This window comes from Pseudomonas sp. HN2-3 (assembly GCF_020691745.1).
GTDB classification, from domain to species: domain Bacteria; phylum Pseudomonadota; class Gammaproteobacteria; order Pseudomonadales; family Pseudomonadaceae; genus Aquipseudomonas; species Aquipseudomonas capeferrum.
The window spans coordinates 2,963,916-2,986,527 of record NZ_CP085704.1; the positions used below are offsets into that span (position 1 = coordinate 2,963,916).

General features: G+C 63.6%; 24 protein-coding genes and 2 pseudogenes. 15 read left to right on the forward strand and 11 right to left on the reverse strand.

Annotated elements, in window-relative coordinates; all coding sequences use genetic code 11:
- Position 1: 1 nt before the first annotated feature.
- The 9 genes and pseudogenes from paaB (at position 2) to LJX93_RS13420 (ending at position 8,319) form a co-directional block, all read left to right on the forward strand.
- Entirely contained in the window at positions 2-283 is a 282-nt protein-coding gene (paaB, locus tag LJX93_RS13380; protein WP_004374528.1) for a 1,2-phenylacetyl-CoA epoxidase subunit PaaB, read from the forward strand.
- Between the two features lie 8 nt (positions 284-291).
- The gene (gene paaC, locus LJX93_RS13385) at positions 292-1,050 is read left to right on the forward strand and encodes a 1,2-phenylacetyl-CoA epoxidase subunit PaaC (protein ID WP_156310172.1); all 759 of its coding nucleotides are present in this window, start codon (positions 292-294) and stop codon (positions 1,048-1,050) included.
- Positions 1,037-1,570 (forward strand): 1,2-phenylacetyl-CoA epoxidase subunit PaaD, encoded by a 534-nt coding sequence (gene paaD / locus LJX93_RS13390; protein WP_033697907.1) that lies wholly within the window; start codon positions 1,037-1,039, stop codon positions 1,568-1,570. Before paaC ends, paaD begins: the two co-directional genes overlap by 14 nt.
- 15 nt (positions 1,571-1,585) lie before the next feature.
- Positions 1,586-2,662, forward strand: coding sequence for a 1,2-phenylacetyl-CoA epoxidase subunit PaaE (gene paaE, locus LJX93_RS13395; RefSeq protein ID WP_095064473.1), 1,077 nt, complete (start codon positions 1,586-1,588; stop codon positions 2,660-2,662).
- Between the two features lie 82 nt (positions 2,663-2,744).
- The gene (locus LJX93_RS13400) at positions 2,745-3,053 is read left to right on the forward strand and encodes a DUF485 domain-containing protein (RefSeq protein ID WP_012314487.1); all 309 of its coding nucleotides are present in this window, start codon (positions 2,745-2,747) and stop codon (positions 3,051-3,053) included.
- Positions 3,044-4,612, forward strand: a pseudogene (locus tag LJX93_RS13405) (cation acetate symporter); the annotation flags it as partial. The gene LJX93_RS13400 and the pseudogene LJX93_RS13405, both read left to right, overlap by 10 nt.
- Positions 4,613-4,644: 32 nt before the next feature.
- Positions 4,645-5,877 (forward strand): OprD family porin, encoded by a 1,233-nt coding sequence (locus LJX93_RS13410; protein WP_033697910.1) that lies wholly within the window; start codon positions 4,645-4,647, stop codon positions 5,875-5,877.
- A 24-nt stretch (positions 5,878-5,901) separates the two neighbouring features.
- Complete coding sequence (gene paaZ / locus LJX93_RS13415) at positions 5,902-7,956, forward strand: phenylacetic acid degradation bifunctional protein PaaZ (protein WP_033697911.1); 2,055 nt, start codon at positions 5,902-5,904, stop codon at positions 7,954-7,956.
- A gap of 192 nt (positions 7,957-8,148) precedes the next feature.
- Complete coding sequence (locus LJX93_RS13420) at positions 8,149-8,319, forward strand: hypothetical protein (protein WP_156056759.1); 171 nt, start codon at positions 8,149-8,151, stop codon at positions 8,317-8,319.
- A gap of 46 nt (positions 8,320-8,365) precedes the next feature.
- Here LJX93_RS13420 and LJX93_RS13425 read toward each other — a convergent pair whose 3' ends face one another.
- The 3 genes and pseudogenes from LJX93_RS13425 to LJX93_RS13435 all read right to left on the reverse strand — a co-directional run bounded on the left by LJX93_RS13425 (position 8,366) and on the right by LJX93_RS13435 (position 9,689).
- Positions 8,366-8,635, reverse strand: coding sequence for a DUF6555 family protein (locus LJX93_RS13425; protein ID WP_077068408.1), 270 nt, complete (start codon positions 8,633-8,635; stop codon positions 8,366-8,368).
- A gap of 152 nt (positions 8,636-8,787) precedes the next feature.
- Positions 8,788-8,943: pseudogene (locus LJX93_RS13430) on the reverse strand (general stress protein); the annotation flags it as partial.
- A gap of 194 nt (positions 8,944-9,137) precedes the next feature.
- Positions 9,138-9,689 (reverse strand): ATP-dependent Clp protease proteolytic subunit, encoded by a 552-nt coding sequence (locus LJX93_RS13435; RefSeq protein WP_033697915.1) that lies wholly within the window; start codon positions 9,687-9,689, stop codon positions 9,138-9,140.
- Positions 9,690-9,878: 189 nt separating this feature from the next.
- Here LJX93_RS13435 and LJX93_RS13440 point away from each other — a divergent pair, with 189 nt between their 5' ends.
- From LJX93_RS13440 to LJX93_RS13460, 5 genes are read left to right on the forward strand one after another with little or no spacing between them, the layout of a single operon-like run.
- Positions 9,879-10,796: a DUF72 domain-containing protein gene (locus tag LJX93_RS13440; RefSeq protein WP_162525064.1), complete on the forward strand. Its 918-nt coding sequence runs from the start codon at positions 9,879-9,881 to the stop codon at positions 10,794-10,796.
- Positions 10,793-11,578: an endonuclease/exonuclease/phosphatase family protein gene (locus LJX93_RS13445; protein ID WP_033697917.1), complete on the forward strand. Its 786-nt coding sequence runs from the start codon at positions 10,793-10,795 to the stop codon at positions 11,576-11,578. Before LJX93_RS13440 ends, LJX93_RS13445 begins: the two co-directional genes overlap by 4 nt.
- The gene (clsB, locus tag LJX93_RS13450) at positions 11,575-12,777 is read left to right on the forward strand and encodes a cardiolipin synthase ClsB (protein WP_033697918.1); all 1,203 of its coding nucleotides are present in this window, start codon (positions 11,575-11,577) and stop codon (positions 12,775-12,777) included. Before LJX93_RS13445 ends, clsB begins: the two co-directional genes overlap by 4 nt.
- Positions 12,777-13,724 (forward strand): lysylphosphatidylglycerol synthase domain-containing protein, encoded by a 948-nt coding sequence (locus tag LJX93_RS13455; protein WP_047583190.1) that lies wholly within the window; start codon positions 12,777-12,779, stop codon positions 13,722-13,724. Before clsB ends, LJX93_RS13455 begins: the two co-directional genes overlap by 1 nt.
- A 34-nt stretch (positions 13,725-13,758) precedes the next feature.
- Complete coding sequence (locus LJX93_RS13460) at positions 13,759-14,184, forward strand: hypothetical protein (RefSeq protein WP_033697920.1); 426 nt, start codon at positions 13,759-13,761, stop codon at positions 14,182-14,184.
- Positions 14,185-14,235: 51 nt separating this feature from the next.
- Here the strand turns inward: LJX93_RS13460 and LJX93_RS13465 are convergent, their stop codons facing one another.
- The 3 genes from LJX93_RS13465 to LJX93_RS13475 all read right to left on the reverse strand — a co-directional run bounded on the left by LJX93_RS13465 (position 14,236) and on the right by LJX93_RS13475 (position 15,680).
- Complete coding sequence (locus LJX93_RS13465) at positions 14,236-14,427, reverse strand: metallothionein (RefSeq protein ID WP_084213343.1); 192 nt, start codon at positions 14,425-14,427, stop codon at positions 14,236-14,238.
- Positions 14,420-14,887 carry a hypothetical protein gene (locus LJX93_RS13470; RefSeq protein ID WP_033697921.1) on the reverse strand — a complete coding sequence of 156 codons (468 nt, stop codon included), beginning with the start codon at positions 14,885-14,887 and terminating at the stop codon, positions 14,420-14,422. Before LJX93_RS13470 ends, LJX93_RS13465 begins: the two co-directional genes overlap by 8 nt.
- 91 nt (positions 14,888-14,978) lie before the next feature.
- Positions 14,979-15,680 carry a FadR/GntR family transcriptional regulator gene (locus LJX93_RS13475; RefSeq protein ID WP_156310167.1) on the reverse strand — a complete coding sequence of 234 codons (702 nt, stop codon included), beginning with the start codon at positions 15,678-15,680 and terminating at the stop codon, positions 14,979-14,981.
- Between the two features lie 95 nt (positions 15,681-15,775).
- On the opposite strand from LJX93_RS13475, the gene LJX93_RS13480 reads away from it, so the two are divergent.
- Positions 15,776-16,519, forward strand: a complete 744-nt coding sequence (locus tag LJX93_RS13480; protein ID WP_047583192.1) for a FadR/GntR family transcriptional regulator — start codon at positions 15,776-15,778, stop codon at positions 16,517-16,519.
- On the opposite strand, the gene LJX93_RS13485 is transcribed toward LJX93_RS13480, so the two are convergent.
- From LJX93_RS13485 to LJX93_RS13505, 5 genes are all read right to left on the reverse strand, one after another.
- Positions 16,507-18,303 carry a glycosyl hydrolase family 28 protein gene (locus LJX93_RS13485; RefSeq protein ID WP_227697286.1) on the reverse strand — a complete coding sequence of 599 codons (1,797 nt, stop codon included), beginning with the start codon at positions 18,301-18,303 and terminating at the stop codon, positions 16,507-16,509. The two genes, LJX93_RS13480 and LJX93_RS13485, sit on opposite strands and share 13 nt — an antisense overlap.
- A gap of 41 nt (positions 18,304-18,344) precedes the next feature.
- Positions 18,345-19,121 carry an ABC transporter ATP-binding protein gene (locus tag LJX93_RS13490; protein WP_033697925.1) on the reverse strand — a complete coding sequence of 259 codons (777 nt, stop codon included), beginning with the start codon at positions 19,119-19,121 and terminating at the stop codon, positions 18,345-18,347.
- 10 nt (positions 19,122-19,131) lie between these two features.
- Positions 19,132-19,971: an ABC transporter ATP-binding protein gene (locus LJX93_RS13495; protein WP_033697926.1), complete on the reverse strand. Its 840-nt coding sequence runs from the start codon at positions 19,969-19,971 to the stop codon at positions 19,132-19,134.
- Positions 19,972-19,982: 11 nt separating this feature from the next.
- Positions 19,983-20,900, reverse strand: a complete 918-nt coding sequence (locus LJX93_RS13500; protein ID WP_033700042.1) for an ABC transporter permease — start codon at positions 20,898-20,900, stop codon at positions 19,983-19,985.
- Positions 20,901-20,962: 62 nt separating this feature from the next.
- Positions 20,963-22,573: an ABC transporter substrate-binding protein gene (locus LJX93_RS13505; RefSeq protein ID WP_033697927.1), complete on the reverse strand. Its 1,611-nt coding sequence runs from the start codon at positions 22,571-22,573 to the stop codon at positions 20,963-20,965.
- Positions 22,574-22,612 lie beyond the last annotated feature (39 nt).

Consider the following 22,612-nt stretch of genomic DNA (forward strand, 5'->3'; position numbering starts at 1 on the left):
AATGTCTGTCTGGACCCTCTACGAAGTGTTCGTGCGCAGCAAGCACGGCTTGAACCACAAGCATGTCGGCAGCGTGCATGCCGCCGACGCCGCCATGGCCATCGAGAATGCCCGTGAGCTGTATACCCGCCGCAGCGAAGGCGTGAGCCTGTGGGTGGTGCCTTCGGCGCTGATCACCGCCTCCTCACCTGACGAGAAAGACCCGTTGTTCGCCCCTTCGGACGACAAGGTCTACCGCCACGCCAGCTTTTACGAACTGCCCGACGAAGTCGGACACATGTGAGGTTGGCCATGCATACACAAACGCTTATCCCGTATTTGCTGCTACTGGGCGACACCGCCCTGGTGCAGGGCCAGCGCCTTTGTGAATGGTGCGGCCATGCGCCGGCCATCGAAGAAGAGCTGGCCTTGATGAACGTCGGCCTCGACCTGGTCGGCCAGGCCCGCAACTGGCTGGAGTACGCCGCCGAGCTGCTCGATGACGGCCGTGATGCCGACGCCCTTGCCATGCGTCGCGACGAACGCGCCTACCGCAACCTGCTGCTGGTCGAGCAACCCAATGGCGACTTTGCCGTGACCATGACCAAGCAGTTCTTCTATGACGCCTGGCATTACCCGGTGCTGCAGGGCCTGGCCGCGTCCAGCGACGAACGTATCGCCGGCATTGCCGCCAAGGCACTCAAGGAGGTCACCTACCACCTGCGGCGCTCCGGCGAATGGGTGCAGCGCCTGGGCGGCGGCACTGACGAAAGCCGTCGGCGCATGCTCGATGCGATCCCCGCGCTGTGGCGCTTCACCGTCGAACTGGCGGCAGGCAGCGAAAACGAAGTGCGCCTGGCCGAGGCCGGCATTGCTGCCGACCCGCGCAGCGTCGGTGCGGCCTGGCTCAAGCAGGTGACAGCGATTTTCGATTCGGTGCAACTGCCGCTGCCCAAGGCGGCCAGCCATTTCTACCTGGACAGCCGCAAAGGCCTGCACACCGAGCACCTGGGGCTGTTGCTAGCCGAAATGCAGTTCCTGCCACGGGCCTACCCCGATGCAACCTGGTGAGCTGATTGCCAGCGACCTCGGCGCCCGTGCGGCCCGCGGCGATGACCTGGCCCGGGCCTGGGAAGTACTGGAGCAGGTCATGGACCCGGAAGTGCCGGTAGTCAGCGTGGTCGACCTGGGCATCGTCCGCGACCTCGACTGGCGCGCCGGCCACCTGCACCTGGTAGTCACGCCGACCTACTCCGGTTGCCCGGCGACCGAGGTGATCGAGGCCGACATCCGTGACGCGCTGCAACAGGCCGGTTTTGCTGCCCCTGCGCTGGAGCGGCGGCTGACCCCGGCCTGGAGCACCGACTGGATCAGCGAGCTGGGCCGCCAACGCTTGCGCGCCTACGGCATCGCACCGCCCGAGGGCAGCACCAGCAAGCGCAGTTTGCTCGGTGAAGCGCCCCAGGTGTGCTGCCCGCAGTGCGCCAGCCCCCACACCGAACTGCTCAGCCAGTTCGGCTCCACGGCCTGCAAGGCGCTGTACCGCTGCCGCGAGTGCCTGGAGCCGTTCGACTATTTCAAATGCATTTGAGCCGTGGAGAACACCATGAGCCAGTTTCACAGCCTGACCATCAAGCAAGTGCGTAACGAGACCCGCGACGCGGTATCCATCGCCTTCGACGTGCCTGAGCACTTGCAGGCGCAATTCAGCTTTACCCAGGGCCAGTACCTGGTCATGCGTACCCAGTTGGACAACGAGGAAGTACGCCGCTCGTATTCCATCTGCAGCGCGGTACAGGATGGCGAGCTGCGGGTAGCCGTCAAGCGCGTGCCGGGCGGGCGTTTCTCCGCCTTTGCCAATGACGTGCTCAAGGCTGGCCAGCAACTGGAAGTGATGCCGCCGTCCGGCAGTTTCCACGTACCGCTGGACCCTGCCCGTCATGGCCACTACCTGGGCGTGGCCGCAGGCAGCGGCATCACGCCGATCCTGTCGATCATCGCCACCACCCTGGCCAGTGAGCCGCACAGCCGCTTCACCCTGCTGTACGGCAACCGCTCCAGCTCCGGTGCGTTGTTCCGCGACAAGCTCGAAGACCTGAAAAACCGTTACCTGGACCGCCTGAACCTGATTTTCGTGTTCAGCCGCGAGCAGCAGGATGTCGACCTGTACAACGGCCGGATCGATGCCGACAAGTGCGGCCAACTGTTCGCCCGCTGGCTGGACGTCACCACGCTGGACGCGGCGTTCATCTGCGGCCCCCAGGCGATGACCGAAACCGTGCGCGACAGCCTGCAGGCCAACGGCATGGGCAAGGAGCGCATCCATTTCGAACTGTTTGCCGCCGCTGGCAGCGAAGCACGCCGCGAGGCCCGTGAGGCGGCGCGCCAGGTGGATTCGGCGCTCAGCCATATCACCGTGATCAGCGATGGCCGCGCCCTGTCGTTCGACCTGCCGCGCAACAGCCAGAACGTGCTGGACGCCGGTAATGCCATTGGCGCCGAGCTGCCCTACTCGTGCAAGGCGGGCGTGTGCTCCACCTGCAAGTGCCGGGTGATCGAGGGCGAGGTAGAGATGGACAGCAACCATGCGCTGGAAGACTACGAAGTGGCGGCGGGCTATGTGCTGTCGTGCCAGACCTACCCGGTGAGCGACAAGGTGGTGCTCGACTTCGACCAGTTGTAAACCCGCGCCGCTTTACAACACCGCATGTAACACCCGTGTGACCTCACAAAAAACAACTACAACACCAAGAGATCGCTGACCCATGACTCCCGAACGCATCGCAAGCATCGCCAACCACCCCGACTTCCAGCACCTGGTCCGGCGCAAGCGCCGCCTCAACGGCAGCCTGACCCTGGCCATGCTGGTGATCTACTACGGCTTCGTCCTGCTGGTGGCGTTCTCGCCCAGCACCCTCGGCCAGTCGCTCAGCGGTGGCGTGACCACCGTCGGCATGCTGGTGGGCGTGCTCATGGTGCTGTTGTCGTTCGCCCTCACCGGCATCTACGTGCACCGCGCCAACAACGTGCTCGACCCGCTCAACGACAAGGTCAAGCAGGAGTGCGCGCAATGAACTGGACCGCCATCTCGATGTTCATGGTGTTCGTCTGCTTCACCTTGCTGGTCACCCGCTGGGCCGCATTGCGGACCCGTTCGGCCAGTGACTTCTACACCGCCGGCGGCGGCCTGACCGGCATGCAGAACGGCCTGGCGATCGCCGGCGACATGATCAGCGCCGCGTCGTTCCTGGGCATTTCGGCAATGATGTTCATGAACGGCTACGACGGCCTGCTGTACGCCCTGGGCGTGCTCGCCGGCTGGCCGATCATCCTGTTCCTGATCGCCGAACGCTTGCGCAACCTGGGCAAGTACACCTTTGCCGATGTGGTGTCCTACCGCCTGGCTCAAACCCCCGTGCGCCTGACGTCGGCGTTCGGCACCCTGGTCGTGGCGCTGATGTACCTGGTGGCGCAGATGGTCGGTGCCGGCAAGCTGATCGAGCTGCTGTTCGGTATCAGCTACCTGTATGCGGTGATGCTGGTCGGGGTGCTGATGGTCGCCTACGTGACCTTCGGCGGCATGCTCGCCACCACCTGGGTGCAGATCATCAAGGCGGTGATGTTGCTCAGCGGTACCACGTTCATGGCCTTCATGGTGCTCAAGCACTTTGGCTTCAGCACCGAGGCGATGTTTGCCAGTGCCGTTGCCGTGCACGCCAAGGGCCAGGCAATCATGGCGCCGGGCGGCTTGCTGTCGAACCCGGTGGACGCGATTTCGCTGGGCCTGGGCATGATGTTCGGCACGGCGGGCCTGCCTCATATCCTGATGCGGTTCTTCACCGTCAGCGATGCCAAGGAAGCGCGTAAGAGCGTGTTCTACGCCACCGGTTTCATTGGCTACTTCTACCTGCTGCTGATCGTCATCGGCTTCGGCGCCATCGTCATGGTCGGCACCGAGCCGTCTTACCGCGATGCAGCGGGCGCGATCATCGGCGGCGGCAACATGGTCGCGGTGCACCTGGCCCAGGCGGTGGGTGGCAACCTGTTCCTCGGTTTCATTTCTGCCGTGGCCTTCGCCACCATTCTGGCGGTCGTGGCTGGCCTGGCGCTATCCGGTGCGTCGGCGGTGTCCCACGACCTGTATGCCTGTGTGATGCGCAAAGGCCAGGCCACCGAGCAGCAAGAGATGCGGGTTTCACGTATCGCCACCCTGGTGATCGGCCTGCTGGCAGTGGTGCTCGGGCTGGTGTTCGAGTCGCAGAACATCGCCTTCCTCTCCGGCCTGGTGCTGGCCGTGGCTGCGTCGGTCAACTTCCCTGTGTTGCTGCTTTCGATGTTCTGGAAGGGCCTGACTACCCGCGGCGCGGTGTGCGGCAGCATGGCCGGGCTGTTCTCGGCCGTCGTGCTGGTGGTACTGGGCCCGGCGGTGTGGGTCAACGTGCTGCACAACGAACAGGCACTGTTCCCCTACAGCAACCCGGCGCTGTTCTCGATGAGCCTGGCGTTCCTCGGCGCCTGGGTGTTCTCGGTCACCGACAGTTCGGCGCGGGCCACCGAAGAACGTGGCCGCTACCTGGCGCAGTTCATTCGCTCCATGACCGGTATTGGCGCCGCCGGCGCCAGCAAGCACTGATTTCGAGAACAACCATGTCGGGTACAACAACAATGAACCGCACTCGCTTCTCTTGCCTCACCTGGCTTGCCACGCTCGCCCTGCCCTTGCCGGCCATGGCGGACTTCGTCGGCGACAGCCATGCGCGCCTGGAACTGCGCAACCACTACATCAACCGCGACTTCCGCCAGAGCAATGCGCCGCAGGCCAAGGCCGAGGAATGGGGCCAAGGCTTTACTGCCCGCCTGGAATCGGGCTTCACCGAAGGCCCGGTAGGCGTCGGCGTGGATGCCATGGGCCAGTTGGGCGTCAAGCTCGACAGCAGCCGTGACCGCCGCAACACCGGCCTGCTGCCGTTTGGCCCGAACAGCCACGAGCCTGTCGATGATTACAGTGAGTTGGGCCTGACCGGTAAAGTGCGCGTGTCCAAGAGCACCCTGCGCCTGGGCACCTTGCAGCCGATCCTGCCGGTGGTGGTGTACAACGACACCCGCCTGCTGGCTTCGACCTTCCAGGGCGGGCTGCTGACCAGCCAGGAACTCAATGGCCTGACCGTCAACGCCGGGCGCCTGACCAAGGCCAACCTGCGCGACTCGTCTGGCCGCGACGACATCGGCTACGGCGCCGCCAGCAGCGACCACCTGGACTTCGGCGGTGGCAGCTACGCCATTACCCCGCAGACCAGCGTCAGCTACTACTACGCCAAGCTCGAAGACATCTACCGCCAGCAGTTCGTCGGCCTGGTCGACACCCGCCCGCTGGGCGAAGGCCTGAGCCTGCGCAGCGACCTGCGGTACTTCGACAGCCGCAATGATGGCGCCGAACGCGCCGGCAACATCGACAACCGCAACTTCAACGCCATGTTCACCCTCGGCGTCAGGGCGCACAAGTTCACTGCCACCTGGCAGCAGATGTCCGGCGACAGCGCCTTCCCCTTCGTCAACGGCGGCGACCCGTTCACCGTCAACCTGGTGACCTACAACACCTTCACCCGCGCCGGGCTCGATTCGTGGCAGGTGCGCTATGACTACGATTTCGTCGCCATGGGCATCCCTGGCCTGAGTTTCATGACCCGCTACACCGACGGCCGCCACGCCGAGACCGCAACCGTCAGCAACGGCCGTGAGCGCGAGCGCGACACCGACCTCACCTACGTCATCCAGAGCGGCCCGTTCAAGGACGTCAGCCTGCGCTGGCGCAACGTCACCTTCCGCTCCGGCAATGGCCTGACCAATGCTGTGGACGAGAACCGCCTGATCATCGGCTACACCCTGGCGCTGTGGTAACAGCGCCCTCAAAAGGAGAACAGCATGTCTGACGCCCCAACCCTGCAGAGCTTCATCGCTGGCCGCTGGATCGGCCAGCACGGCGCCCAGGCCCTGCGCAGTGCCTTGAACGGCCATGTCCTGGCCTACAGCCATGAAGAACGCCCAGACTTCGCCGAAGCCGTGGACTTTGCCCGCGCCCGTGGCCTGGCCGCACTGATGGCCATGGACTTCCAGCAGCGCGCAGCCCGCCTCAAGGCCCTGGCGCTGTACCTGGCCGAGCACAAAGAGCAGCTCTACGCCCTGTCACACCACAGTGGCGCCACCCGCGCCGACAGCTGGATCGACATCGAAGGCGGCAATGCCACGCTGTTCGCCTACGCCGGCATCGGCAGCCGCGAACTGCCCTCGGGCAACCTGGTGCACGAAGGCCCGGCGATACCATTGGGCAAGCAAGGCCATTTCGCCGGCAGCCATATCCTGGTGCCGCGTGCTGGCGTCGCCGTGCATATCAATGCGTTCAACTTCCCCATCTGGGGCATGCTGGAGAAGTTCGCGCCCACCTTCCTGGCCGGTATGCCGTGCATTGTCAAACCCGCCACATCCACCAGTTACCTGACCGAAGCCGTGGTGCGCCTGATGCACGCGTCGGGCCTACTGCCGGCTGGCAGCCTGCAACTGGTGATCGGCAGCACCGGCGACCTGCTCGACCGCCTTCAGGGCCAGGACGTGGTGACCTTCACCGGTTCCGCCGATACCGCAGCCAAATTGCGTGTCACGCCGAACCTGATCCGCAACTCGGTGCCCTTCACCGCCGAGGCGGACTCGCTGAACTGCGCGATCCTCGGCCCGGACGTTACCCCGGACAGCGAAGAGTTCGACCTGTACATCAAGGAGGTGGTGCGTGAAATGACCACCAAGGCCGGGCAGAAATGCACCGCCATCCGCCGCGCCATCGTACCGGCCAAGCACATCGATGCCGTCGCCACCCGCCTGCGCGAGCGCTTGAGCAAGGTGGTGGTCGGCGACCCTTCGCTGGAGGGCGTGCGCATGGGTGCCTTGGCATCCCATGATCAGCAACGTGACGTTGGCGAGCGGGTCCGCAGCCTGCTGCAGAGCTGCGACCAGTTGTTTGGCGCCAGCGACGGGTTCGCGCCGCGTGGCGAGGGCGTTGCCGAAGGGGCGTTCTTTGCGCCGACCCTGCTTCAGGCGCGCGACCCGCATGCCGAAGGCGGTGCCCACGATATCGAAGCGTTCGGCCCGGTCAGCACGCTGATGGCCTACGACGACCTTGACGAAGCCTTGGCCTTGGCTGCCCGCGGCAAGGGCAGCCTGGTGGCGACCCTGGTCACCGCCGACCGAGCCGTTGCCGCCAAGGCCATCCCACTCGCCGCCGCCTGGCATGGTCGCCTGCTGGTGCTGGACCGCGAAGCCGCGCTGGAGTCCACCGGCCATGGCTCGCCGCTGCCCCAGCTCAAGCACGGCGGCCCTGGGCGCGCCGGTGGTGGCGAAGAGCTCGGTGGCCTGCGTGCGGTCAAGCACTACCTGCAGCGCGCCGCAGTGCAAGGCTCGCCGAGCATGCTCAGCGCCGTGACGGGCGAGTATGTGCGCGGTGCCGAGGTAATCGAAAGCGAAGTGCATCCGTTCCGCCGCTACTTCCAGGACCTGCGTATCGGTGAGTCGCTGCTCACCCACCGGCGTACCGTGACCGAAGCGGACCTGGTCAACTTCGGCTGCTTGTCGGGTGACCACTTCTACATGCACTTCGATGAGATCGCCGCCAAGGAGTCGCAGTTTGGCAAGCGTATTGCCCATGGTTACTTCGTGCTGTCGGCGGCGGCGGGCCTGTTCGTTTCCCCCGGCGCTGGGCCGGTGCTGGCCAACTATGGCCTGGACACCTTGCGTTTCATCAACCCGGTGGGGATCGGCGACACGATTCAGGCGCGCCTGACCTGCAAACGCAAGATCGACCAAGGCAAGACCAGCCCGCTGGGACAGCCGCAAGGTGTGGTGGCGTGGGACGTCGAGGTGACCAACCAATTGGGCGAGCTGGTGGCGAGTTACGACATTCTCACCTTGGTGCTGAAGAAGCCTGATTGAACGCGGGCCTAGGGTAGCCGCGCTTTACCGTTGGTCAGGGCGCGCAGCTATCGGACTGACCTCCCTCGGCGCTGGTCGCTCTGAGTTCATGAGGGGTGGTCAATGGCTTCGCCTCTCACTCCTGTATTGGGCCCGCCTGATCGCGGGCCCTTTTTTATCGAAGCAGGCTTCAACCAAGCGGAGGGTTGCGAGATGAAAGACAGACTGCACATGGGGGGTGGCAGCGTCGAAGATGACTGGCCAGAGCTGGAACCTGACAGGCGCCAGGACCAGGTGGACGACCCGGATGCCGATCCGAACCTGACCGATGATGACGAAAACCGCCCCGGGGTGCCTGCCAGCGACCCTGAATCGGGCGCCTGATTGCCGAATCGATGGGCTGCAGTGCAGCCCATCGCCGCACCACCGATCAGCCCACTACTGCAGGGTCACCCACTGGCTGATTGGGTTTACTCCCGGAAATACGCCAGCTCACCGCCGTAATCCCGTAGCGTTCTGCCATCGGCCTGCTCACTTTCTTGATTTTCTCCCGCCCGAACTTGGGAATGATGCCGATGCCCGCATCACAACTTGCCCAATGCCAGGCTTCGGCGTTGTCCAACCGTTCAAGACGAATGATAAAACTGCGCGGCTGACCATGCAGTTGATAATCGATGATGTAAAGCTGTGGACCAGGCATCGCAGGGGCCTCCTCTTCTCCATGGATGACTCACTGATTGATCGGGGCAGTGCGAGAAAATTCAAAATTTTTGCCGACCTTCGGTACCAGTGGCCCCGGATGGCGTTGAAGCGGGTTTAACGTGGCGCCGAACCCGCTCACTAGGCCCTGGGTCACGAGTGTCGCCCGCCACCATGGCTGTTCTGCCCACCCTTGCGTCCGGCTTGCGACGCCCGTTCACGGTCGTTGGCGAAGTTGCCGCCGGACACTTTCCCGCCCTTGTGCCCCGCGCGGGACGCCTTTTCCCGGTCATTGGCGAAATTGCCCGGGTTGTTCTCCTTGGTGCCGCCGCGCTGGCTGGTCCGCTCTTGTTCAAGCGCCATGTCGTTTCTCCTTGCGATGGAAGGGTTGTCTGCGCAATGCCTTAGTTCCGAGCCAGTGATCAGCGCCAATGCTCAATCGTTTTGCACGGGGCTGACGGGTGGCATGAAACGGCCGCAGGCCAAGTGTTTGCGCCGCAGCCTCAGGCATGCACACTCCACTGGGTGCTTTGCGATTCGATCGGCATCTCGTCAATGGCGTGAATCAACCCGTTCTCCAGCGCCTCCTCGGGCCCCAGTATCCGCGGATACGCCATCAGGTAACGGGGCACATCCAGCACTTCGGCACTGCCCTGGGTCCGTTCGGCGACGATCTGCGCGTAAAGGCGCAGGTCGTAGTCCAGGCTCATGGCGTATTCAGCCATCCTGGCATGGTCGACCGAGCCATGCAGCGTCCAGTGAAAGGGGTGAAACAGGAACTTGCTGAACGCACAGGCGGTGCGGTGCTCGCCTGCCAGAAACAGGATATTGCCCATCGACTCCACCGTGCCCAGGTTGTGGGTGTGCAGCGGAATCGGCAACGCGCGCAGGAAGTTGTACAAGGTGAACCCATAACTGCACTCACCGCCCATGGTGGCGATGTTCAGTTGCAGCAATTCGGCGCCTTGTTGCATGGCCCGCGAGCAGGTGCTGATCAGGTTGCCGCAGGTGGATGAGTTGATCGGGCCGGTGAAATGGATGATATGTCTGGCCATGCTTGCCTCCAGGGTGGCGGGTCATCCATTGAATGGGCAGGCCCTCATTGGTATGCGGTGGAGACGCCATCGGCGGCAAAGTTCAACTCTGCTCGCGCTCCCGTTGGTCAACCGTGCTGAACCTCACAGGCCCGTGCCAGTCGCAATTTCAGAGTGACCTCTCAAAGAGCTGGCAATGAGGAAGGCAGCGTGAGCGAGATCCGCATCGGAATTTCAGGGTGGCGCTACGGCCCTTGGCGCAGGGATTTCTACCCCAAGGGGCTGCGCCAGGACAGCGAACTGGCGTTTGCCTCGCGGGCAGTCAACAGCATCGAGATCAATGGCTCGTTCTACAGCCTGCAAACCCCCGAACGGTATCTGGGCTGGCGTGAGGAGACGCCGGACGGTTTCGTGTTCTCGGTCAAGGGGCCGCGCTATATCACCCATGTACGCAGGCTCAAGGATATCGAAGAGCCGGTGGCCAATTTCTTTGCCTCCGGGCCGTTGTTGCTGGGTGACAAACTGGGCCCCATCCTGTGGCAGTTTCCGCCCAACATGACGTTCGACGAAGCACGCTTCGCCCGGTTTTTCGAACTGCTCCCGCGCAACCGGGACGCCGCGCGCGAATGTGCCAAAGGGTGTGCCGAGCGCCTCAAGGGCAATGGCAGTACCGACATCGATGGCAACGCACGTCTGCGCCACGCCGTGGAAATCCGCAACGAGAGCTTTCTGTGTGAAGCCTTCGTCAAGCTGCTGCGCAAACACCGTATTGCGCTGGTAGTGGCTGACAGTGCAGGCAAATGGCCATATGTCGAAGATATCACCGCCGACTTTGTCTATTTGCGCCTGCACGGCGACGTGGAACTGTACAGCAGCGGCTACACCGCGCACGCCTTGCGCCGCTGGAAGCAACGCATCGTGCGTTGGAGCCAGGGCGGCCAGGTGGAAGACGCGCAGTTGATTGTGCCCGGCGCGCCACCCCAGCGTGCCTCCCGCGACATTTATTGCTACTTCGACAACGACCAGAAGGTGCATGCGCCCTACGACGCGCGACGCCTGCTGGAAAAGCTGAAACTCGATTACGACCTGGTCACCGAGCCTGGCGTCGCACCGGAGGTCGAGCTTTGAACCGAACCCTGCCAGCCCCCCGCTGCATCATCGACAACGTCACCACGGTGCATCGGCTGAACGTGCTGACCATCAACGTGCACAAGGGCTTCACTGTATTCAACCGGCGTTTCATCCTGCCGGAGCTGCGTGAGGCCGTACGCGCCACCGGTGCCGACCTGGTGTTTCTTCAGGAGGTGCACGGCAGCCATCAGCAACATGCCATACGCCATGCGGCGTGGCCGGAAATCCCGCAGTACGAGTTTTTGGCCGACAGCATGTGGCCGCAGTTCGCCTATGGGCGCAACGCCGTGTACCCCCATGGCGACCACGGCAACGCCCTGCTGTCGAAATTCCCGATCCGCCAGTTCACCAACCTCGATGTCTCCATTCAGGGCAATGAACAGCGGGGCCTGCTGCACTGTTGCCTGGACGTGCCAGGCCATCAGCAGGTACACGCGGTGTGCGTGCACCTGGGCCTGCGCGAGGCCCACCGCCAGCGCCAGGTGCGCTTGTTGCTGGAGCTGCTCGACAGCTTGCCGCCCAAGGCGCCGGTGATCATTGCCGGCGACTTCAATGACTGGCGCCTGAAGGCCGATGCGGTGTTGTCCGAACACCTGGTCGAAGCCTTTGGCGAGCATTTCGGGACCCCGGCGCGCAGCTTTCCGGCGCGGTTGCCGCTGCTGCGGCTCGACCGTATCTACCTGCGCAATGCCATGCCGGGCAAGGCGCAGGTGTTGGCGAAGTACCCGTGGTCGCACCTTTCTGACCATGTCCCCCTTGCTGCGGAGATAAGCCTATGAACCGACCTTGGCTAGAGGGCAACAGCGTGCAGTTGCTGATCAACGGCGAACAGTACTACCCCCGCGTATTCGAGGCGATGGCCCAGGCGCGGGAAGAAATTCTGCTGGAGACGTTCATCATTTTCGATGACAAGGTCGGCCAGCAGTTGCAGCAGGTGCTGATAGCGGCCGCTGGCCGTGGTGTGCGCGTCGAGGTGGCGGTCGATGGCTACGGCACTGCCGACCTGCCCGACGCCTTCATCTCGGCGATGACCGACGCCGGCGTCAACTTTCATGCCTTCGACCCCCAGCCCAGGCTCGCGGGCATGCGCACCAACCTGTTTCGCCGCCTGCACCGCAAGATCGTGGTGATCGATGGGCAGCGCGCGTTCATCGGCGGCATCAACTACAGTGCCGACCACCTGGGCGACTACGGGCCCATGGCCAAGCAGGACTACGCAGTCGAGGTCACCGGCCCCGTGGTGGCCCAGGTGCACGCCACCAGTCGGCGCCTGATGTCGCCGGTGCTGCAGCCCCCCAGCGAGGTGCGCCCGGTCACCGAGCCTACCGGGGCGATCACGGCCGTGCTGGTCGAGCGCGACAATGGCCAGCGCAGCACCGCCATCGAAGCGCAGTACCTGCAAGCCTTTCGTGCTGCCCGGCAGCGTATCGTGGTGGCCAATGCCTATTTCTTTCCGGGCTACCGGTTGCTGCGCGAACTGCGTAATGCAGCGCGGCGCGGGGTGGCCGTGACCTTGATTCTGCAGGGTCAGCCCGACATGCGCTGGGTGCGGGCCTTGTCGCGGCTGCTGTACAACTACCTATTGCGCGACGGGGTGCGTATTCACGAGTACTGCAGCCGACCGTTGCACGGCAAGGTCGCCTTGGTCGACGACCAGTGGGCCACTGTAGGTTCAAGCAACCTGGACCCGTTGAGCCTGTCGTTCAACCTGGAGGCCAACCTGTTCATCCGCGATCGTGGGTTCAACCAGCAGTTGCACCAGCATCTGCAGGCGCTGGCCAGCGAACAATGCAAATCGGTCACCCTGGAACGGATGATCCGCGGCTACTGGTGGCGGGCACCGCTGATCTTCCTGTGCTTCCACGCCATACGCCACTTCCCGCGGATAGCCGGCTGGTTCCCGGCGCACCGTCAGCGCTTGCGCTCGGTGCAACCGGAAGTCGAAGCCCACGGCGATTTTCACGAGGGGCAGACCTGATGGCGCGCACACGGTGGCAAACCTGGGCCAAGCGCCTGTTCACCTTGCTGTTCCTGTTGCTGATACCCGCCTTGCTGTACATGCTGGCGCGCAACCTTGACTGGAACGAGGTGCGTCAGTCACTGCTGGCCTACAAACCCGGGACCCTGGCCATCGGCTTGGTCATCGCCTTATGCAGCTACCTGACGTTTGCCAGTTACGACCTGCTCGCACGTGCCTACACAGGGCATACGCTGCCCGCCAGGCAGGTGTTGCCGGTGGCGTTCGTGTGCTACGCCTTCAACCTCAACTTCACCACATGGGTGGGCGGCGTCGCCTTGCGTTATCGGCTGTATGGCCGGCTTGGCCTGGACACCGCGACGATCACCCGCATCCTGACCTTAGGCCTGTTGACCAACTGGATGGGCTACATGCTGCTGGCCGGTACGGTATTCGCCCTGCGCTTGGTGAAACTGCCCGAAAGCTGGGCGGTGGGCGCTACAGGCTTGCAACTGATCGGGTTCGGCTTGCTGGCCATCGCCCTTGCCTACCTGCTGGCCTGCGGCTTTGCAAAAAAACGTACCTGGCAGTGGCGCGAACATGAAGTCACCCTGCCGGCCTTGCGCCTGGCGCTGTGCCAGGTAGCCCTTGGCGCCAGCAACTGGGCGTTGATGGCGCTGCTGATCTTCTGGCTGCTCCCTGAAAAGGCCTTTTACCCGTCGATTCTCGGGATCCTGCTCATCAGTTGCGTGGCAGGTGTGGTCGCGCACATCCCGGCAGGCCTTGGCGTGCTTGAAACGGTGTTCCTGGCCTTGTTGCACGGCCAGATCCCTCAAGGCACGCTGGTAGCCGCGCTATTGGGGTATCGAACGCTGTACTACCTGATCCCCCTGGTGCTGGCAGTCGTTACGTATCTGATTCTGGAAAAGCGCGCCAAGGCCATGCGCCAGCGCGATAACCCAGCCTAGCGCGGTTCAAGGGCCTTGGCCCGGGAGGTAGCGTATGCGAGTCGCTCTGTTGATGATGATGCTCACAAGCTTTGCCAGCACCCATGTGCTGGCAGAGGCCTGCAATGTGCTCACCCGTTCCTCCAGCGAAGCCGTCAAGCCGGTTGAGCAGCACACCTGCTACAGCTACAGCAACCTGCCTGCCGAAGCGATCAACTGGTCGTGCAGCAACGAGAGCAAGGACATGCTCAGTACGCAGAAGCAGAAAGTCGCGCGGTGCGCGGATGGCAGCGTAGGCAGTTGCATCGCGCCCTTGACCCAGGAAGCCTTGGCCAACCCCAAAGCCGGGGGTGGGCAACCTTCGACACGGCCGGCGTTGTCCAAGGATGCGCGGGTGATTACCTACTATTACGACACACCCAGCCTTGGCCAGGCGCGGGCAGATTGCGAGCGCAGCGACGGGATCTGGCAAACGCATTGACCCGTAATGGCGCCTTTTGGGGCTGCTCGCAACCCCAAAAGGCGGTCCAATTCACACCGCGCTGTCGTCGTCCTCGACTGGCCGCGACGCCTCAGCGCAATCACAACCGCTCATGCGGCACGGCTCGCCATTGCGATGCCCCGACGCACAGGCTTCACAGCAATACGCCTTGCCCTCTTGTTGCACGGCATTGACATCCACCGTGCAAGAACAGTGGGCACAGGCACAGCGTTGCTCATTCATGGGGTTTGTCCTCCTCGTCTACTACGTCATCGGTCCAGGGTTCACCGTCCAGCGGCGCCGAACGCGCCAGCTCAGCCTCGTCCAGGCCGAACCCGCCGCCAATTTCGCCCGCACCGACCCGCCGCAAGGACTGGTCAGCCGGGCCCTCGCCGTCACCGGCTTCATACGGGTCACGGGCACCGGTCTCGTCCAGCAAGGTGTCCGGGCTCATGTCGTCATAGGTGACATTGTCTTCATGGAGGCTGTCGCTCAGCGCCTCGCCGCCCGTCATGCCGGCTTCGGCGACACGTTTGGGCGCAAATTCCTGGTCGACTTCACGGGCAGGTCGCTCGTCACCCACCCGCCCTTCGCGTTCGTCGTTATGGTCATCGAAGTCCAGCTCGTGGACACTGCCCATGCGGTCTTCGGTGTCGTCGATTTCCGCTGGCGTGTAAGGCTTGGGTTCATCGGGGCGAGACATGTGCGTTCTCCGTCAGTTGGCTACAACCGGTCGACTGCGCTACCCCCGGGAAGATTCAGAGTTTTTCACGCCGGCGTCTGAACGGCATTCTTTACCCCGGCGCCTGAACGGCGCTGCGCGCGCGATGCAGGGCATTGGTCAGATGCAGCCGCATGGCGGCCCGAGCGGCATCGGCGTCGTGATGCTCGAGCGCAACGTACAGCTGCTCGCGCTCACGCACGTGCTGGGCGCGTTGCCCGTCGCTGAGCGTGCGTTGTGCGCCGCTCATCAGGGTATCGGCCAGGTGCTGCATGGCATCGATGAAAAAGCTGTTGCCGGTGCACAGGGCAATCTGCAGGTGAAACTCGAAGACGATACGGGTGCTGTCCTTGTGCAGCGGCCCCACGGCATTGGCATCGTCCAGCGCCGCGCGAATGGCCAGCAACTGGCCGGGTGTAGCGCGTTGCGCAGCCAGGGCAGCGCACTCCACTTCGAGGCTCAGGCGCAGTTCGAGCAGTGCCACCGCATCCAGGGCGCTGCCCTTTTCATGTGGATGAGCTTGAAGGTCGCCCGGCCGGATGGTGTCCATCACGAACGTACCGATGCCACGCCGGGTTTCTACCAGGCCCTCGGCCTGCAGCCGCGACATCGCCTCGCGAACCACGGTACGGCTGACCTTGCGCGCTTCGGTGAAGGCTTGCTCGGTCGGCAGCTTGGTACCGGCCGGCAGTTCGCCGGCCAATATGCTGCGCGACAACTCCAGCACCAGTTGCTGGGCCAGGCTGACGCGTCGATCAGGGTTAACACGCTCCATGGGAGGATCCATTCAAACCAGACGATGGAGGATTGTAACCGCAGTTTTGCCGCAAAACGCACTATAATGCCCGCTGATCAGCCAAGAGCACGACGATGTCGGACTTCAACGCCACCGCCCAAATCAAACCGCGCCGCCTCGCCGAATCGCTGGTCGAGCGCTTTGCCCAACGCATGCGCGAGGGCACCCTCAAGCGCGGCGACAAACTCCCCACCGAAACCCAGATCATGGCCGCCGAAAGCGTCAGCCGGTCGGTGGTGCGTGACGCCTTGTCGCGGATGCAGGCGGCCGGCCTGGTCGAGACCCAGCACGGCGTCGGTACCTTCGTCCTCGATATGCCAGCACCGGAAGGCTTCAACGTCGGGCCGGCGACCATCATGCTGTTGTCCGACGTGCTCGACCTGCTGGAGTTTCGCCTGAGCCTGGAAGTGCAAGCCGCCGGCATGGCAGCCGAACGGGCCACGCCCCAGGCCATCGACGAACTGGAGCAGGCGCTGAAGGCGCTGCTGCAAGGTCCGGAAAAGTCCGGTAGCACCACCAATGCCGACTTCCAGTTCCACCTGAAAATCGCCAAGGCCGCTGGCAACCCCTACCTGATCGACATCATGAAGCACCTGGGTACCAAGCTGATCCCCCGCACCCGGATGAACTCGGCCTACACCGGGCAAAGCAATCGCAGCACCTACCTGGCAGGCATCAACGCCGAACATCAGCAGATCTTCGACGCCATCGTCAGCAGGCAGGTCGATGCCGCCCGTGCGGCGATGTTCCTGCACTTGAGCAACAGCCGCATGCGCCTGCGTGAGGCGCAGAAGCTTCAGGCGGTCTACAGCGAGTGAGCGGGCTCAGGGGCTGGCCGTACATCCTTGAACACCAGCCCTTCGCTGCTACCGACCTGCCAGGGGTTGCCGGTGCCGGCTTCGCTGAAGTGAACCGCCTCGAACCGTGAGCCTTGCAGGCCGTCGATCTTCACCTTGGCGGGCCCGCTGAAGCGCACGCGCTCGAAGGCCAGGCCTTGGTGATAAGCCCCATGCAGGCTGTCGCCCTTGACCTCGATTGCCGCCAGTTGGGCGTTCTCGACGGTGACATCGCTGACCTGCACATCGCGGAACTGCCCCGCTATCGTCGACTTCTGGTAGTCCAGCTTGGCATTGGGGTCGTTGTAATCAAGGGTAAAGATAAACGCCTGCTTGACCGTGTTGCGCATCGCCGAATCGCGGAATACCACGTTACGCGCCCCACCCCCCATGAAGTTGGTGCTCTTCATGCGCAAGCCGGTATCGGTGCCGTCGGAGACGTTGTCCTCGGCCAGGATGTTCTGGATCCACGCCCCGGTGTGGCTGCCGGCGACGACCATGCCGTGGCCCTTGCGGAAGTAGTTGTTGAAGATCCAGGCATCTTCCTGGGGCTTTTGCCTGACCGCATCGGCGCCCGTGCCGGCAGCGAAGTTGACGCAGTCATCACCGGTATCGAAGAAGTTGTTGAACACCATGGCGCCACGGCTGTTGGCGAACTCGATGCCATCGCCGTTGTTGGCGTCGTAGGTCTTGTGCGTGGTGTTGGCCAGCACCACGTTTTCGGTCTCCAGGTTCATGATGCCGTGGTAGGCCGGGTTAAGCACGGTGAAGCCACCGTAGAAGACGTTGGTGACATTGCGCAAAGTGACCAGCGAAGAGCGCATCTGGCCATAGGCGTCCTTGACGTTCATGCCCTCGGCTACTGCACGTTCGACCTGGGCTTTGGCCAGCAGGCCGTCCTGCAGGTAACGGGTATTGTCGCTGGGCAGGTAGAACGGCAGCGCCTGGCCACGCTCGTCGAGCACGTCGGCATGGCGCTTCCAGCCGTTGCCGTCGATCACGCCCTTGCCGACAATGCGGATGTTCTCGAATGCCTGGTGCTTGCGTGGGTCACGCGGCAAGGCGTTGATCAGCGAGGCCGGGCGCACGGTGGTGGAGTACGGGTACTGGATGTAGCCTTGGCGTGGATAGTCCTCGGCGCGCTCGGAGCCCAGCAGCGTCGCGCCCTCGGCGATTTCCAGGGTCATGTTGCTTTTGAGGTACAGCGAGCCGCTCTTGTAGGTGCCGGCGGGCAGCAGCACTTTGCAGCCTGCTGTGCAGGCATCGATGGCACGCTGGATCGCGACTGTGTCGAGGGCGCGGCCGTCTCCCTTGGCGCCGTACTGTTTGACATCGAACAACGCCGGCACGGCGGTGGTGCGTTGGGTGATGACGGGGCTATCAGCCGACTCTTTGCCGTCGCGGCCCACCGAACGCACGGTGAAGCGGTATTCGGTGTCGGGCGCCAGGCCCTGCGCGGTGTAACTGTGGATGGCGATGCGGTGATGGAAATTGCGCGTGTCCTGCTGGTAGAAGCGGTCGATGTAGGGTTTGGCGGGCGATACCTGGCCGTTGTTGGCGTTGCTGCCCCCGAGCAGCTTGCCGTTGGCGTAGACGTGGTAGTCGGTGATGTCGGCGTGGTCGGCCGGTTTTTCCCAGACCAGGATGATCTGCTGGTCGTCATAGGCCAGCGTCGGCACCTGCAGCTTGGTGGGGGGCTCCATCGCCCACAGCGGCAGGCTGCAGCTGATGGCCAACGTGGTCAGAAGTGGTCTTGCGTACGGCATTTTTATCTTCCTTGTAGTTGCCATTGCGGTGAGGTGGCTGATCAGGCGGATGCCACGCGCGGCGACTCGGCACTGAAATCGCGGCTGGCTTGCACCAGCATGCGGGTGTAGTCGTGGCAGGCCAGGTCCTGGCTCAAGGCCTGGCTGTCCAGGCGCTCGACAATCCGCCCCTGCTGCATCACCGCCACCTTGTCGCACAGGTGGCTGACCACACCCAGGTCGTGGGTGACCATCAGGTAGGTCAGCTTCTCGCGCTGACGCAGGTCCGCCAGCAGGTTGAGAATCTCGGCCTGCACCGACACATCCAGCGCCGACGTCGGTTCATCCAGCAGCAGCACGCGCGGTTCGAGGATCAGCGCCCGGGCGATGGCCACGCGCTGGCGTTGCCCGCCCGACAACTGGTGCGGGTAGCGGTAGCGGAAGCTGTCGTTAAGCCCGACCTTGAGCAAAATGTCGTTGATGCGGTCGTCGCGTTCGCCCATGCCGTGGATGGTCAGCGGCTCGCGCAACGCGGTGTCGATGGTGTGCCGCGGGTGCAGCGAGCCGTAAGGGTCCTGGAAGACCATCTGCACCTTGCGAAAATGTTCCTTGCTGAGCTTGTGTTGCAGGGGCGCCCCGGCAATGCTCAGCGCCCCGCTCCAATGCCGGTACTGGCCGGCCAGGCAGCGCAACACCGTGGTCTTGCCCGAGCCCGACTCGCCGACCAGGCCGAACGACTCGCCGTCTTCTACCGTCAGGTCGACGTCGTGCAGCACCTGGTTGCAGGCAGCGCCCACACCGAAGCTCAGGTTCAGCGATTGTGCTTGGATCATGGTCATGTCAGTTACCTCAGCAGGTGAGCCACAGCGGGTCGCGTTGCAAGACCGGCAAGCGCGGCCGGCGGTTGTCCATACTCGGCAAGGCTGCCAGCAGGCCACGGGTGTACGGGTGTTCGGCGTACTGCAGGTCGCAGGCGGCCAGCGACTCCACCACCCGCCCGGCGTACATCACCAGCACCCGGTCGCAGTAGTTGCGGACCAGGTTGAGGTCGTGGCTGACGAAGATCAGGCCCATCTGCTGCTCGACCACCAGCTCTTCGAGCACGTTGAGCACTTGCTGGCGTACCGACACATCGAGTGCCGAGGTCGGCTCGTCGGCGATGATCACTTCCGGGTTGGTGATCACCATCATGGCAATCATGATGCGCTGGCCCATGCCGCCGCTGACTTCATGCGGGTACAGGTTGTAGACCCGCCCAGGGTCACGGATATGGACTTTTTCAAGCATCAGCAAGACCCGCTCGCGCGCTTCGCTGCGGCTGGCCTTGTGGTGCGCGAGGTACGCCTCGGCGATCTGCTCGCCGACCTTTACCACCGGGTTGAGCGAGTACTTGGGGTCTTGCATGATCATCGAGATGCGCTGGCCGCGAATCTTCTGCATGGCCTTCTCGCTGGCGCTGAGCAGGTCGACATCACCGAACTGCAGGGCCTTGGCGGTGATCTGCGTGCTACCGGGGTGCAGCTTGAGCAGGCTACGCCCGACCGTGGACTTGCCCGAGCCGGACTCGCCGACGATGGCCAGTTTTTCCCGGCCCAGGGTGAACGACACGTCGCGCACCGCATGGGTTTCTTTCTTGCCATTGACGAAGCGCACGTTGAGCGAATCGACAGTGAGTTTGAGCGTCGACATAAAGCCTCCAGTTACTCGCTACGCGGGTCGAGAATGTCCCGCAGGCCATCGCCCAACAGGTTGAACGCCAGGCTCACCAGCATGATCGCGGCCCCCGGCACGGCTACCAGCCACCAGCATTCGAGCATGTAGCGCCGGCCGGTGGAGATCATCGCGCCCCACTCCGGCAGCGGCGCCTGCGCACCCAGGCCAAGAAAGCCCAGCGCAGCGGCGGTCAGAATGATGCCGGCCATGTTCATGGTCAGGCGGATGATCACCGACGACAGGCACATCGGCACGATGTGGCGCAGGATGATCCGGGTCGGCGAGGCGCCCTGCAGCTCGACCGCGACGACAAAGTCGGCCTTGCGCAACGACAGCGTTTCGGCGCGCGCCAGGCGTGCGATCGGTGGCCACGAGGTCAGCGCGATGGCGACCACGGCATGTTCCAGGCCGGGGCCCAGCGCCGCGATGAACGCCAGCGCCAGGACCAGGCTGGGGAAGGAGATGAAGATATCGGTGATGCGCATGAAAACGGTGTCGACGACGCCGCCGAAATAACCCGACACGGTGCCGATGAACAACCCGATCGGGCCGACGATGACGGTTACCAGGGTAATGATGTACAGGGTGATGCGTGAGCCATACACCAGCCGGCTGAAGATATCACGGCCGTATTCGTCGGTGCCGAACCAGTGCGCTGCACCGGGTGCCTGCAAGGCATTGGCGAGGTTTTGCACCACCGGGTCATGGGTGGCGATCCAGGGTGCGAAGGCGGCCACCACGACCAGCAGCAAGGCCACCAGCAGGCCCGCCAGGGTCATCGGGTTGCGCAGCAGGTGGCGCAGCACCCGCAGGCTGCTCTTGTACAGCGCGTCGACGCTCGACGCGGGTGCGCGGTCGGCCTGCGCCTTGTCGCTTGAAACGGTAGAAGACAGGTTGGCAATCATCGGCATGCTCTCGATGTGAACTCATGGCCACCTGGGGCACCCGCAGGCGCCCTCGGCAGTGTTCAGCGTTGCTTGTAGACGCCCAGGTAACGGGTCGCCTCGGCGTCATCGCCGGTGAAGCCCTTGACGTCCACCGCGCTGACTGCGGTGTCGGTCATCTGCGAAATCATCATGATCGGGCCGACCTGTTCGTCGTAACGCTTCTGCGCCTGGTGGTACAGGTTCAGGCGCTTGCCAGGGTCTCGCTCGACCCCGGCCTGCTCGATCAGCGCATTGAGCGGTTGATCGAAGAACGATGCACGCCAGCCCTGGAAATTGGGCAGGCCGGCCGCGTCACTGTTGTCGGGGTTGTAAGCGAAGGTACGCAGGCTGAAGTAAGGGTGCGGGTAGCGCTCGGCGCCGCGGGCGACGATCATCTCGAAGTTGCGTGCGCGCATTGCGCCGTACACCTGGTTGCCGGTACCGGTGACGATGCTGGCCTTGATGCCGCCCTCGGCCAGGGTCGATTGCATGCGTGCGGCAATGTCGATGAAAGGCGGTTCGGACAACGTCCGCAGGGTGGTGCTGAAGCCTTGCGGGTAGCCAGCTTCGCTCAGCAACGCCTTGGCCTTGGCCACGTCCAGCCGGTAGCCAGGGTCTGGCAGGCGTGCGTCCAGGCCCAGTTGCATCGGCTGCTGGTTGAGCAGGCCATAGTGCGGCATGACCTGCTCGTCGATGCCTTTGTAGTCGATCAGGTAGCGCACGGCCTCGCGCACTTTCGGGTTGGCAAACTCAGGCTGCTTCATGCTCATCGCCACGTAGTACAGGGTGCCCCGTTGCAAGGGCTGAACCTGCAGCGTGCCGGTGCGCTCGACGGCCTTGATGTCGGGCGCGGCCATGCCATAGGCCAGGTCCAGGTCGCCGCGTTCAAGCATCAGGCGCAGCGACTGTGATTCGGTCATGTGCCGCACCAGCACCCGCTTCATCTTTGCCGGGCCTGCCCAGTAGCCGTCGAAACGGTTCATCACCAGCGCATCGTTGGCGCTCCACTTGGCCAAGGTGAACGGGCCGCTGCCGGCCTCGTTGGTGACCAGCCAGGCGGCGCCGAGGTCGCCATTCTTTTCATGTTTCAAGGCCTGCAGGCGGTCGACGATGACCGCACTGGGCGAAGTTGCCAGCGAGTCGATCAGCAGCAGCGGGTCGGTCGGCTGTGGCAGGTCGATGACCAAGGTGTGTGCATCGCTGGCGCGAATCAGTGCCTGAATGTTGTCGACGGTGTAGCCGTAGGCCTTCCAGGTAGTGGCCAGGCCGTAGTTGAGCTTCATCACGCGGTACAGCGACCAGGCCACGTCCTCGGCGGTAAGCGGGTTGCCGGAATGGAACGTAACGTCAGTGCGCAGGTGGAAGGTGATCTGCTTGCCGTCTTCGCTGATGGCCCAGCGTTCGGCCAGCTGTGGCAGGTGTTTTTCCGGGTTGCCCTGGTCGCGCTTGACCAGCGTGTCGTACAGGTTGGCATTGACTCCGGAGGCATCCAGGCCCGGCGCGTTGGCCGGGTCGATGGAAAACAGGTTGACCATGCTCATGCCGACGATCAACTGGTCGGCGGGGGTCTTGGCCTGCACGGCAGCCATTGGCCCCAGCGCCAGGATCGCACCCAGCAGGCTCATGTGCAGCGGGGGGAGTACAGTCTTCATGTGGGCGTCCTTCTTTTTATAGTTATGCAATGTGTTCAC